At 61.8% G+C, this 12967-nt stretch carries 12 protein-coding genes; 2 read left to right on the plus strand and 10 right to left on the minus strand.

Annotation, left to right across the window (positions count from 1 at the left end; all coding sequences use genetic code 11):
* Positions 1 to 110: 110 nt before the first annotated feature.
* From ACFQND_RS09520 to ACFQND_RS09540, 5 genes are all read right to left on the minus strand, one after another.
* On the minus strand, positions 111 to 1397 hold the full coding sequence (locus ACFQND_RS09520) for a glutamate-5-semialdehyde dehydrogenase (protein ID WP_371439132.1): 1287 nt from the start codon (positions 1395 to 1397) through the stop codon (positions 111 to 113).
* The gene (locus tag ACFQND_RS09525; RefSeq protein WP_371439133.1) at positions 1398 to 3536 is read right to left on the minus strand and encodes an acyltransferase family protein; all 2139 of its coding nucleotides are present in this window, start codon (positions 3534 to 3536) and stop codon (positions 1398 to 1400) included.
* Complete coding sequence (gene holA, locus ACFQND_RS09530; RefSeq protein ID WP_371439134.1) at positions 3494 to 4591, minus strand: DNA polymerase III subunit delta; 1098 nt, start codon at positions 4589 to 4591, stop codon at positions 3494 to 3496. The genes ACFQND_RS09525 and holA overlap by 43 nt, the downstream gene beginning before the upstream one ends.
* 87 nt (positions 4592 to 4678) lie before the next feature.
* Entirely contained in the window at positions 4679 to 4867 is a 189-nt protein-coding gene (locus ACFQND_RS09535; RefSeq protein ID WP_371439135.1) for a hypothetical protein, read from the minus strand.
* 120 nt (positions 4868 to 4987) lie between these two features.
* Positions 4988 to 5410 carry an Lrp/AsnC family transcriptional regulator gene (locus ACFQND_RS09540; RefSeq protein WP_371439136.1) on the minus strand — a complete coding sequence of 141 codons (423 nt, stop codon included), beginning with the start codon at positions 5408 to 5410 and terminating at the stop codon, positions 4988 to 4990.
* Positions 5411 to 5587: 177 nt separating this feature from the next.
* Here ACFQND_RS09540 and ACFQND_RS09545 point away from each other — a divergent pair, with 177 nt between their 5' ends.
* Positions 5588 to 6661: an ornithine cyclodeaminase gene (locus ACFQND_RS09545; protein WP_371439137.1), complete on the plus strand. Its 1074-nt coding sequence runs from the start codon at positions 5588 to 5590 to the stop codon at positions 6659 to 6661.
* Positions 6658 to 7581, plus strand: a complete 924-nt coding sequence (rocF, locus tag ACFQND_RS09550) for an arginase (RefSeq protein ID WP_371439138.1) — start codon at positions 6658 to 6660, stop codon at positions 7579 to 7581. The genes ACFQND_RS09545 and rocF overlap by 4 nt, the downstream gene beginning before the upstream one ends.
* A gap of 44 nt (positions 7582 to 7625) precedes the next feature.
* Here the strand turns inward: rocF and ACFQND_RS09555 are convergent, their stop codons facing one another.
* The 5 genes from ACFQND_RS09555 to dapB form a co-directional block, all read right to left on the minus strand.
* Positions 7626 to 8132, minus strand: a complete 507-nt coding sequence (locus tag ACFQND_RS09555; RefSeq protein ID WP_371439139.1) for an LPS-assembly lipoprotein LptE — start codon at positions 8130 to 8132, stop codon at positions 7626 to 7628.
* Positions 8133 to 8165: 33 nt separating this feature from the next.
* Positions 8166 to 10844: a leucine--tRNA ligase gene (leuS, locus tag ACFQND_RS09560; protein WP_377413249.1), complete on the minus strand. Its 2679-nt coding sequence runs from the start codon at positions 10842 to 10844 to the stop codon at positions 8166 to 8168.
* A gap of 117 nt (positions 10845 to 10961) precedes the next feature.
* On the minus strand, positions 10962 to 11411 hold the full coding sequence (locus ACFQND_RS09565; RefSeq protein ID WP_371439141.1) for an ExbD/TolR family protein: 450 nt from the start codon (positions 11409 to 11411) through the stop codon (positions 10962 to 10964).
* Positions 11412 to 11413: 2 nt separating this feature from the next.
* Positions 11414 to 12151 carry a MotA/TolQ/ExbB proton channel family protein gene (locus ACFQND_RS09570; protein WP_371439142.1) on the minus strand — a complete coding sequence of 246 codons (738 nt, stop codon included), beginning with the start codon at positions 12149 to 12151 and terminating at the stop codon, positions 11414 to 11416.
* Positions 12152 to 12158: 7 nt separating this feature from the next.
* Positions 12159 to 12965: a 4-hydroxy-tetrahydrodipicolinate reductase gene (dapB, locus tag ACFQND_RS09575; protein WP_371439143.1), complete on the minus strand. Its 807-nt coding sequence runs from the start codon at positions 12963 to 12965 to the stop codon at positions 12159 to 12161.
* Positions 12966 to 12967 lie beyond the last annotated feature (2 nt).

Below are 12967 nucleotides of genomic sequence, written 5' to 3' on the forward strand. Positions count from 1 at the left end.
GGATTCTAGGGATATTGGGACGGGCAGCAGCTATGCAAGGTGAAAAACCGCCCCTATCCAAAAGGCTGTTGCCCCAGGCCCCGGACAGTATCTCCCGCCCAGGCAAGCCCTCAACTACGCACTTCCCCATTGCCCAGCACCACGTACTTGAGCGAGGTCAGGCCTTCGATGCCCACCGGTCCGCGGGCGTGGAACTTGTCGGTGCTGATGCCGATTTCAGCCCCCAGCCCAAACTCAAAGCCATCGGCGAAGCGGGTACTCGCATTCACCATGACGCTGGCCGAATCAACCTCGCGCAAAAAGCGCTGGGCATGCATGTGGTCACGCGTGATGATGGCATCGGTGTGGTGACTGGAGTATTTGTTGATGTGCTCAATCGCCTCGTCCAGCCCCGCCACCACCTTGATGCTGATGACCGGCGCCAGGTATTCCTCGTACCAGTCCTGCTCCGTTGCGGGGGCGATACTTGCTACTGAATTAATAGCTGGTTGCGCACGCAGTATCTGGGCTGCGGCATCATCACAGCGCATTTCCACGCCTTTTGCGGCATAAATCGCGGCTATTTTCGGCAAAAACGCTTCGGCCACGCCTTTGGCAACCAGCAAACCCTCGCTGGCATTGCAGGGGCTGTATTTTTGCGTTTTGGCGTTGTCGGCCACCGTCACGGCCATGGCAATATCGCAAGGGTCGTCCACATATACATGGCAGTTGCCGTCCAGGTGCTTGATGACGGGCACCTTGGCGTCACGGCTGATGCGCTCAATCAGGCCCTTGCCGCCGCGCGGAATGATGACGTCCACATACTGCGGCATGGCGATCAGCTGGCCGACGGCGTCGCGGTCGGTGGTCGGCACCAGTTGCACGGCGTCGGCGGGCAGGCCGGCATCTACCAGCGCGCGCTGTACCAGCACAGCCAGCGCCTTGTTGGACTCTATGGCCTCGGAGCCGCCGCGCAAAATGCAGGCATTACCGCTTTTGATGGCCAGCGAGGCCGCTTCAATCGTGACGTTGGGCCGGCTTTCGTAAATCATGCCAAACACGCCGATAGGCACACGCATCTGCCCGACACGGATGCCGCTGGGCTGCTGTTTCATGCCTATGATCTCGCCGATCACGTCCGGCATGGCTGCCAGCTGTTCGCAGCCGATAGCCACTGTTTCTATGGTTTTGGGGTCAAGTTTGAGGCGGTCCAGCATGGGACCCGCCAAACCGGCCGCTGCGGCGCGGGCCAGGTCCTTGGCGTTATCGGCTTGCAGTTGCTGCACATTGGCACGCAGCAGGGCGGCCAGACGTACCAGCGCCGTGCTTTTGGTGGCAGTGTTCGCCTTGGCCATCAGGGCCGAAGCAGCCTTGGCTTTGGCGCCCAGGCTGGTCATGAGTTCAACTACGGATTGCATTTATTTTCTCGATTGAGATGGCAAGATGGCCATCGTCCCTGCGTTTTTCAAGGCCGGCGGGCCAAGGCTGGCATTTACCGCCGCATCCAGCACTTTAGCGAAAATATCGTTGTACTGGCTGGCGTTGACATTAGAGATATGCAGCGTGTCACGGAAATTGGCGTAACCGCCCTTCACAAGATAACAGTATTCCGGGTTGCAGATCCTCGGCGCCAGGTCCACCGTCAGGAAGCGCGGGTTGCCGGCAAAGGCCTGCGCCTGCCTGGCGATTTCATCGCGGACGTCCTGCTGCAACAGCTCTGGCGTGGCTTTTATCCTCAGCTCATCCACCGGCCCACCGGCACGAAACTGCTCGCGCATCCAGCGCTCCGGCACATCGAAACCGGGATTCAGCAAAGGCAGGATCAGCACCACCGTCTTGCCGGAAGCGATCAAATGCCGGACCAACGCAAACTCCTCCGCAACGGAATCCACACCGCCCCAGTTACGGGCGAGGATCACGATGCGCGGCTCCAGTTGGTGATCCAGGACAGCCAGCACCTCCTGGTTAAACAGATCGCAGGCGGAACGCGTATTGCCCGGGCCTGCATTGGCCAGCAAATAAGCCCGACAGCCACTCTCCGTGGCAATCAGTCCGCGCAGGCCCAGGTGCGATGCACCGGCACTGATGGGCTCCAGATACTGGTTGGCCAGCGAGTCGCCCCACAGTATGGCACTCGGCATCTGCGTTGTCGCTGCGGCGCCGAATTCACAGAATTGTTCCCTGGCGCGTTTTTCTGATTGCGCATTGCGAAAGCATTCATCGCGCGGGGTATTCGTGCGCCTGGCCAGATCAACACGCTGCTGGTAATCAGGGACACGAGACGGAAAACCATGAAACTTGACCGCGGCCAGCGTAAAGACGGTCAACACGGCCAGCGCCAGCAGGTAGCCCAGCCAGAGGCGTCGCGGCGTCCACATCGCACGGCGCAGGCGGGCCGGTTGCTCCACATGGCGGTATGACAGGTAGCTCAGCAACAGTGCGACGACCAGGGCGCCGATCTTGTAAGGCGCTTCCACCGGTATGCCTCGGTAACTGGCCCACTGCTGCAAAAACACCCACAAAGGCCAGTGCCACAGGTAAATCGAATAAGACCAGTCGCCTATGCGCTGCACGGGGGCACTGCCTGTCAGGCGCTTGAGCGGGGCAATCGGGCCGCCCCAGACCACAAGGGCGGAACCCGCAACCGGCAGCAGTGTCCACAGGCCCGGCCAGTACTCCGACGACAGGCCGCAAACCGCAGCCAGGCCGACCATCAGCCAGCCCAGCAACACCAGCACACGCCGCAACATCTCGCCACCGGCATGCATAAAAACACTTGCCGCGCCGCGCCCGGGCAGCCTGTGCAGGCCTGCAATCACGCCACCCGCCAGCAGTTCCCAGGCGCGTGCATTCAGGGAAAAGAATGCGGCACCCGCATCACCCCTTGCCAGCCAGAAACACCAGACCATGGAACCCAGCGCAACAACCAGCAGCGCCGCTGTCATCCGGGCCGGCTTTTTGGGTGCCGGCAAAACGCGCCAGATCGCGGCCAGGAAAAGCGGCAGCAGAAGGTAGAACTGCCATTCTATGGAAAGCGACCAGGTATGCAGCAGCGGCTTGGTATGTGCCGCCGCATCGAAATACCCGCGTGCATCCCCAAACGTGATGTTGGAGAGAAAGGTCACGGCAAAAAGCATCTGCCGCGTATGCCTCAGGAACTCGTCCGGCATGGTCAGCCACCAGCCCAGGGCGAGTGTCGTCACGATCACCGCAAGCAGAGCCGGAAAAATCCTTCTCAGCCGAGCTGTCCAGAAAGCAGAAAAAGAAAACCGCCCTGCCGCCATCTGGGCCAATGCCTGCCCGGTGATCAGGTAACCCGAGATCACAAAGAAGATATCGACGCCGACAAAACCGCTGGAGAAACCCGGGACCTGGAAGTGATACAGCACCACGGCCACCACAGCCCAGGCCCTGAGTGCATTGATATCCCCCCGAAAGGCAGAATCCATCGCCGTAGCGTCGCGCTGCAATGGCCCGGCGAGCCCGGCCTTCCCCATGTCCGTCACGTCAGGTCTTACGCAGACCGCCTGGGCGACTGCGCTGGCAGGGGACGGCATTGCTCACACACCATGCCAGCCAGGCGGTGCAGGGCCTGCCAGCCGCTGGCGGGCCAGTCGGGTTGTTTCAGGCCCTTGACGATGCCGTCCACCTTGTGTGCGGCAGTCAGCAGGTTGGCCAGGGTGGTGTCGCCCAGCTGGGGCAGGACGCGCTCGAAGAGTTTTTCCTTCACGCCCCAGACCCGGTTCTCGCGCAGCGCCATGGGCATGGGCCTGCCTGCTTGAATCGCATCCTTGACTCGCTTCAGGCTGCGGATGTCTTCAGCCAGCGCCCAGTGCACCAGGACTTCGGACTCGCCTTCGGACTGCAGGCCGTCCAGCATGCGGGCCACGCGCACGGACTGGCCGCCAAGCACGGCTTCCGAGAGCTTGAAGACGTCGTAACGCGCCACATTCAGCACGGCGTTTTCAACCTGGTCAAAACTCAGGGTGCCGTCGCCTGCGCCGCTTTGGGCTGGATAGAGCAGCGCCAGCTTCTGGATTTCCTGGTGCGCCGCCAGCAGGTTGCCCTCGACCCGGTCGGAGAAAAACTGCAGCGTGCGCTGGCCTTCCTCACCGGCAGCCACGCGCTGGCCCTGCATCTGCAGGCGCTGCGAAATCCATTGCGGCAGGCTGCGGCGGTCAATCGGGTCGAACTTGACGGTGACGCCAAAGCTGTCCAGCGCGCCAAACCAGGCGCCCTTGGCGGTCATGCTGTCCAGCCTGGGCAGCATGACCAGCGTGAGCGTGGACTCATCGCCCTGGGCGCGTTCGGCGATCTGCTGCAGCGCGACCGAGCCATCCTTGCCGGGCTTGCCGCTGGGAATACGGATTTCAACAATCTGTTTGTCGGCAAACAGGCTTAGCGAACCGCCGCTGGCCAGCACTTCGCTCCAGTCAAAATGTGCGCCGGCCACGGTGTGCACCGTGCGTTCGGTGTAGCCCTGCTGGCGCGCCTGGGCACGCAGCGCATCGGCAAACTCCTGCACCAGCAAGGGTTCGTCGCCATGCAGGGTGTAAAGGCTTTTAAGCCCGCGCTTGAGGTGCTCCGGGAGTTGGGCGGGTGCCAGGTTCATGGCTCAAGTTTAGCGGCTGGGCAGCAGCCCCTGCGCTCACCCGCCAGGCAACCCTGCAATTCGAAGCGCACGCACCCAGCACAGGCCTCAAGCCGGTGGGGCTGGCGACTCGGCGTCGCCTTCTTCCTTTTTCTCCAGATGTTCCGTGACGGCCTTCACCCCTTCGAAGCCTGCAATGGCCGCGATGCCTTCGGTCAGCAAAGAGGCGCCCGGGTCCAGCTTTTTAGCCCCTTCGACGGCCACCACAGCACCAATCACTTCGTTCAGTAAACCCATGATGTACTCCTTGAAGACAAGAGGTTTTCTTGCGAATTCATCCTAGCACCGGCCTGCCCCAAAGAGTGTTGCAAAACGTTTGGCAGACCTGCCGGGCATCCATGACCACGCCCATGGCGCCTACAGCTTGCTGGTGGACAGCAGCAGGCTGGTCTCGGTATTGGCAATGCCTTCGAGCAGGCGTATGCGCCCGAGCACACGATCAAAGGCTTCCAGGCTGTCGGCGCGCAGTTCGGCCACGATATCCCAACGGCCATTGGTGGTGTGCAGGGCGCTCACGGCCGGGTCGCCGCGCAGGGCGGCCAGCACATGGTCAATGCGGTTGCCCTCGACGGCCACGGTCATCAGCGCCCGTATCTGGTGGGCCTCGGCCTGCGGCCTGAGGCGCACCGTGTAGCCCACGATGGTGCCGTCTGCTTGCAGCTTGTCCAGGCGGTTCTGTACCGTGCCGCGTGACACCCGCAGTACCTTGGCCAGCGCAGCCACCGAGGCCCGGGCGTTGTCCCGCAACAGGGAAATCAGCTGGCGATCTGTGTCGTCCATCACGTCATGGTACTGGCATAAAGTCAAAAAATTCTGATCTTTTGTATAGATTGGCCAGCAAATTGATCAGTATGCTGCCTTTTATTTGTTTCACAGACCTCCCACAATGGTTTGTGGCCAAGGCCGGGTTCATGGGCTTCCGCCCTGCGGACCTGCCGAGGCGACGGGGAGAACATCATGGTGGCGTACATTGGCATCGAAGGCATACAGCGCATCGTGGAGCGCGTGGGGGTCGCCACCTTTATCGAAGGCCTGGCGGCTGAAATCGAAGCGGACTACAGGCGCTGGAATGACTTTGACAAATCGATGCGCCATGCCGTCCACTCGCCTGCTGGCGTAATCGAGCTGATGCCCATCAGCGACGGCCGGCTGTACTCGTTCAAATACGTCAATGGCCACCCCCAAAACACGTCACTGGGCCTGCTGACCGTCACCGCATTCGGGGTGCTGGCCGATGTTAAAACCGGCTATCCGCTGTTGCTGTCGGAGCTGACCGTGACCACGGCCCTGCGCACCGCCGCCATGTCGGCCCTGGCTGCGCGCTGGCTGGCCCGGCCGGACAGCCGCGCCATGGCGCTGATAGGCAACGGCGCGCAAAGCGAGTTCCAGGCCATTGCCTTCCACCACATGCTGGACATCCGGGAGTTCCGGCTGTTTGACGTGGACAGCCAGGCCACCGCCAAGCTTGTGCGCAATCTCCACGCGTTCCAATGGCCGGGTGTGCAGTTCAGGCCCTGTGGCTCTACAGCCGAAGCGGTGCGCGGCGCCGACATAGTGAGCACCCTCACGGCCGACAAGCGCAAGGCCACCATCCTGACGCCCGACATGGTCAGCCCCGGCATGCACCTGAACGCCGTAGGCGGCGACTGCCCCGGCAAAACCGAGCTGCACCCCGATATCCTGCACCGCCCCGATGCGCGTGTGTTCGTCGAGTTCGAGCCGCAGTCGCGCATGGAAGGCGAAATCCAGCAGATGCCCGCTGGTTTTGCGGTAACGGAATTTGCCCATGTGCTCGGCGGTGCTGCACCGGGCCGCGGTTCGGCCGATGAGGTCACGATTTTTGACTCGGTCGGGTTTGCGCTGGAGGACTACTCGGCGCTGCGCTATTTGTATAAACTGCAACGGCAATACAACCAGTCCCGGGAAATTGACTTGATCCCTCACCTGGACAATCCCAAAGACCTGTTCGCGCTGCTGGCCTCTACGGCCACTGTGGCCGCCACGCCTGCGGCCGGATTGGCGTCGGCATGACACGGCCGATGCAACAGATCCGGCTGATAGGCGCCCCCACCGACATAGGCGCCAGCACCCGCGGCGCCTCCATGGGTCCGGAGGCCCTGCGCGTTGCCGGCCTGCAGGCCACACTGGAAAGCCACGGGCTGCGCGTGCTCGACCACGGCAACCTCATCGGCCCGGCCAACCCCTGGCAGCCACCCGTCAACGGCTACCGCCACCTGGCCGAAGTGGCCGCGTGGAACCGCACGGTTCATGACGCGGTGTATTCGGCTCTGACCGCGGGCGAGATGCCAATGCTGCTGGGCGGCGACCACTGCCTGGCCATCGGCTCCATCAGTGCCGTGGCGCGCCACTGCAGGCAAATGGGCCACCCGCTGCGCGTGCTCTGGCTGGACGCGCATGCCGACTTCAATACCCACGCCCTGACCCCCACCGGCAATACACACGGCATGCCGGTGGCCGTCCTGTGCGGCCACGGCCCGCCCGAGCTGACCGGCATAGGCGGCACCTGCCCGGCCATACAGCCTTCAGCCGTCCGCCAGATCGGCATCCGCAGCGTGGACGAAGGCGAAAAGCACTTTGTCAGGCAGTCCGGCCTGCAGGTGTTCGACATGCGCTACATCGATGAAATGGGCATGAAACGCACCATGAAAGCTGCGCTGGCCGGCATCGATGAAAACACCCACCTGCATGTAAGCTTTGACGTCGACTTTCTGGATGCCGTGATCGCACCCGGCGTGGGCACCGCCGTCAAGGGCGGCCCCACCTACCGTGAAGCCCAGCTGTGCATGGAAATGATTGCAGACACCGGCCGCATGGCCTCGCTAGACGTGATGGAGCTGAACCCGGCGCTGGATGTGCGCAACGGCACGGCCGAGGTCGCGCTGGAACTGGTTGAAAGCCTGTTCGGCAAAAGCACGCTGATGCGGCGTTGATGCGGCGTTGATGCGGCCCGCATCGGGCCACTGATTGGCGGGGACTACAGCTCGGTCACTGCAGCCAGGCGGCGCATGACCTGCTGGACGATGTCGCTCTGCATTTCACGGTACAGCAAGGCCTCTTCGCTTTCCTTGGCCAGTACCGCAGACTCGTTGAAGCTGATGTCGCGCTGCTGCACGATTTCCGCATCGGGAATCAGCTCCTTGCCTTTAGGCGTGCGCAGCCTGAACCTGAAGCGGATGCGCAGCTGGAATTCACGCACCAGGCCTGCCGCATTGCGGCTCACCACGATTTTCTCGCGCACTTCACCCAAAAGATCCAGGATCACATCGGCCTGGTCGATCAGGCGCGGGTCGGTGATCACCTGCACCGTGCCGCCCGACTCCAGCGAGCGCCTGAGCTCCACACCCAGCGCGGAGCCTTCCGGGAAAGGACTGTAAAGCGTCTTGAAAGGAAAGTTGGGCGCCTTGCGCAACTCAAAGCCGCAAGCGGCCAGGTTGAGCGCGGCACCGCTTGCCATCAGGGTCAGCCAGAGACGTCGTTGCATGGGTTTCCTTTACGGGATCCTGGAATGGTTCTATCAGACAACGATGTTGACAAGGCGGCCCGGCACCACAATGACTTTTTTGGCAGCGCTGCCTGCGGCCTGTTTGATAAACGCCTCGCTTGCCAGCGCCGCGGCTTCAATCGCGGCCTTGTCGGCCGTGGCGCTGACCGTCACGGAACCACGCAGCTTGCCGTTGATCTGCAGCATCAGCTCGATCTCGTCCTGTTGCAGGGCGCTGGCATCGACTTCGGGCCAGGGCGCATCGAGCAGGTCGCCATGTTCAGCCGCGTAACCAAGGTCCTGCCAGAGCGCGTGCGCAAGATGCGGCGTCGCAGGGTAGATGCAACGCAGCAAAATACCGAAACCTTCGCGCAAGGCGGCCACGGAAGCCCCTGACTCAGCAGGCTTAAAGTTCTCCAGCGCATTCAGCAGCTTCATGCCACCCGAAACCACGGTGTTGTACTGCATGCGCTGGTAGTCGTAATCCACCTGCTTGAGCACAGTATGGATTTCCAGCCTCAGGGCCCTGGTTTCTTTGTCAAATGAGCCCCCAGCCGCCGTAAAATGAGCGCCACCAGCTCCTGAATTCATAGCAGACAGCTTGACACCGAAATTCCAGACACGCCGCAGGAAGCGGTAGCTGCCTTCAACGCCGGCGTCATTCCACTCCAGCGTGGCTTCGGGCGGCGCGGTAAACATGGTGTAGAGACGGGCCGTGTCGGCACCGTACTTCTCGATCAGGTCCTGCGGGTCAACCCCGTTGTTTTTGGACTTGCTCATGGTGCCCACACCTTCGTAGGCGATGAGCGTGCCTGCGGGCAGCTCGCCCTTGGCTTCCTTGAGCCTGGCGCCCGTCACCTTGCCGGAATCGTCGTGGATGTCTTCCACCTCGTTCGGCCAGAAATACTCAACGCCGCCCTTTTCGCCCTTGCGCGAGTAGATGTCGTTCAGCACCATGCCCTGCGTGAGCAGTTTGGTAAAGGGCTCGTCGACCTTGACGAGATCCAGGTCACGCATCACCTTGGTCCAGAAACGTGCATAGAGCAGGTGCAGGATGGCGTGCTCAATGCCGCCTATGTACTGGTCCATGGGCATCCAGTAATTGGCGCCTTCCGCGACCATTTTGTCGTCGTTCTTCGGGTCGCAATAACGCATGAAATACCAGGACGAATCGACAAAGGTGTCCATGGTGTCGGTTTCGCGGCGGCCGGGTTTACCGCAGACCGGGCAAACCACGCCGGCATGAAAACCTTCATGCTTGTGCAGCGGATTGCCCGAGCCGTCGGGCACGCAGTCCTGCGGCAGCACCACGGGCAGGTCTTTTTCCGGCACAGGCACCGCGCCGTGCTCCTCGCAATGGATGATGGGAATCGGCGTGCCCCAGTAGCGCTGGCGGCTCACACCCCAGTCGCGCAGGCGCCAGGTGGTTTTTTTCTCGCCAAGGCCCTTGGCTGCAAGGTCGGCAGCAACAGCATCAACAGCGGGCTTGTAGGCCAGGCCATCGTACTTGCCGGAATTGATGGCCACACCCTGCTGTTTGTCGCCATACCAGTCGGCCCAGGCTTCCAGGCTGTAGTTTTGGCCCTTGACATCCGTGACCTGTTTGATCGGCAGGCCGTACTTCTTTGCAAACTCAAAATCGCGCTCGTCATGCGCAGGCACACCCATGACGGCGCCGTCGCCGTAGCTCATCAGCACATAGTTGCCGACCCACACCTCGACGGGCTCACCGGTCAGCGGATGCGTGACAAACAGGCCGGTGCGCTCGCCCTTTTTCTCCTGCGTGGCCAGCTCGGCTTCGGTCGTGCCGCCAGATTTGCAGTCTTCGATAAAAGCGGCGACTTTCGGGTTGGCTACTGCAGCGTGCAGCGCCAATGGATGTTCAGGCGCCACCGCGCAAAAGGTCACGCCCATGATGGTGTCGGCGCGCGTGGTGAAGACATACATCTTCCCGTCGCCGATCAGCTGGCCCGAGGCATCCCGGATGTCGTGCGTAAAGGCAAAACGCACGCCTTCGCTCTTGCCTATCCAGTTCTCCTGCATCAGCTTGACGCGCTCGGGCCAGCCGGGCAGCTTGTTGCTGACGCTGTTGAGGAGTTCTTCGGCGTAGTCGGTGATCTTCAGGTAGTAGCCCGGGATCTCGCGTTTTTCAACCACTGCGCCCGTGCGCCAGCCCTTGCCGTCAATCACCTGCTCGTTGGCCAGCACGGTCTGGTCCACCGGGTCCCAATTCACGACCTGGGTCTTGCGGTAGGCAATGCCTTTTTCAAGCATCTTCAAAAACAGCCACTGGTTCCACTTGTAATAACTCGGGTCGCAGGTGGCGACTTCGCGCGACCAGTCAATGGCCAGCCCCATCGCCTGCATCTGCTTTTTCATGTAGGCGATGTTGTCGTAGGTCCACTGCGCCGGCGGCACGCCGTTTTTCATGGCTGCGTTTTCGGCCGGCAAGCCGAAGGCATCCCAGCCCATGGGCATCAGCACGTTGTAGCCCTTCATGCGCAAATAGCGCGTGAGCATGTCGTTGATGGTGTAGTTGCGCACATGGCCCATGTGCAGCTTGCCGCTGGGGTAAGGCAGCATGGAGCAGGCGTAATACTTGCCCTTGGGCTTTTTGGGGTTGGCCCGGTCTTCGACGCGGTAGGCATTACCGGCAGTCCAGTGGGTTTGCGCATCGCGCTCAACGTCGAGGTGGTTGTATTTTTCTTGCATGGAGAGGAAAAAGCGGAAAACGGGGCACTAAAACGGGGAAATGCAGGCAGGCAGCCGCATGGCTGCGGAAAGAAGGGATTTTAGGCGCTGGCGGCAAGCAGAGGAGCAGGCCGCGGCTCAGGGCTTGCCGGCTGTCGCTGGGGAGGGCGTGCCCGCAGGAACGTCCGCCACAAAACCAATTCGGCTCAAGCCGGCTTTTTGCGCCACACCCATGACTTCAACCACCTTGCCATAAGGCACGGCTTCATCGGCGCGCAACTGGACTTCGGTGTCCGGGTTCTGCGCGGCCGTCCGGGTCAGGCTGCTGCGCAGTTCCTCTATGGCCACAGGCTTGTCGCCAAGGAACACTTGCCCGGCCTTGTCAACCACCAGGGTCACGAATTTCGGCGCATCGGCGGGTTTGGCGGCATCGGTTTTCGGCAAATCCAGCTTGATGGAGGACGCCAGCAGCGGGGCAGTGAGGATAAAGATCACCAGCAGCACCAGCATCACGTCAACCAGCGGCGTGACATTGATCTCGCTCATGGGCTGCGAGCCCTGGGTACGTTCGAGACGACCAAAAGCCATGTCTAGTTCGCTGGCTGTGGGCTGGCTGCCAGCAGATTTTCCGGCGCCCCCCCCTCAGGGAAGCCAACCCCCTCCTGGGAGAGCGTAGCACGCGAAGCGACAGGCGTGGGGGCCAGCAACTCACGCAAATCGCGCGCAAAGCCCTCAAGGTCGGCTTCAATCCGGCTGATGAAGCGGCCGAAGATGTTGTATGCCAGTACAGCCGGGATGGCCACCGCCAGCCCTGCGGCGGTCATGATGAGTGCCTCGCCGACCGGCCCCGACACCTTGTCGATGGTGATCTGCCCGGCTGATGCGATGCCGATCAGCGCGTGGTAAATGCCCCAGACGGTGCCCAGCAAACCGACAAAAGGCGCGGTAGAACCCACCGTGGCAAGCAACACCTGGCCAAACTGCAGCTTGTGCAGCACGGCATGCAGCGCGTCACGCAGGACACGGGTCAGTTGCTGCGATTTGTCGCCGGCCGTGGCGAGTGTTCCGCGCGTATCGATTTTTGTGGCGGAGATAAGCGGCAAAACCAGCGCCTCGCGGTCAAACGCGGCAACCTTGCCAGCGGCTTCATCTATCGACGCCGATTGCCAGAAGGCCGCAATGCTGCGCGCCACATCGCCCACAGCGCGCTTCAGCAGCCAGGCCTTCCACAGGATCACAACCCAGCTCGCCACCGACATGGCCAGCAGCAGTATCGCCACCACCTGGCTGATAACACCACCCTGGGTCACAACACCGAAAAGGTTCATCGGCGGGTCACTTCAAGTTGAGGACATCGAACATGTCGAACAGGCCCGACGTGCGGTTTTCCAGGAAACGCGCTGCCCGCAGGCTGCCCAGTACATAGTTGGCCCGGCTGGATGATTTGTGGCTGATCTCTATGCGCTCGCCCGTGCCCGCAAACAGCACGGTGTGGTCGCCCACGATATCGCCACCGCGTATCGCGGCAAAACCAATGGACGATGGGTCGCGCTCGCCCGTAACGCCTTCGCGTGCGTAAACTGCGCACTCCTTCAGGTCACGCCCCAGCGCATCGGCGATCACTTCGCCCATTTTCAGAGCGGTGCCGGAGGGCGCGTCGACCTTGTGGCGATGATGGGCCTCGATGATTTCAATGTCGTAGCCGGTGGACATGGCCTTGGCCGCCATTTCCAGCAGCTTGAGCGTGACGTTGACGCCCACACTCATGTTCGGGGCGAAGACGATGGCGATGTCTTTCGCCGCGGCAGCGATTTCAGCTTTCTGCGCTTCGGAGAAACCGGTAGTGCCTATGACCAGCTTGACGCCGAGTTCGCGGCAAACGGCCAGGTGCGCCATGGTGCCTTCGGGACGGGTGAAGTCAATCAGCACATCGGCGTTTTTCAGGCCCTGGCGAATATCGGAATGGATCAGCACGCCGCTGGTATGGCCCGAGAACGCAGCAGCGTCGGCACCTATGCCCGGGCTGGCCGCCACATCAAGCGCCCCACTGAGCTCGCAGTCACCACTTTGCCGGATGGCATCAATCAGCATCTGCCCCATGCGCCCACTGGCACCGGCTACCGCAATTTTGTGTTGTTTCATGT

The sequence above is a fragment of the Polaromonas aquatica genome, assembly GCF_042659145.1.
Taxonomy (GTDB): Bacteria; Pseudomonadota; Gammaproteobacteria; order Burkholderiales; family Burkholderiaceae_C; genus Polaromonas; species Polaromonas aquatica.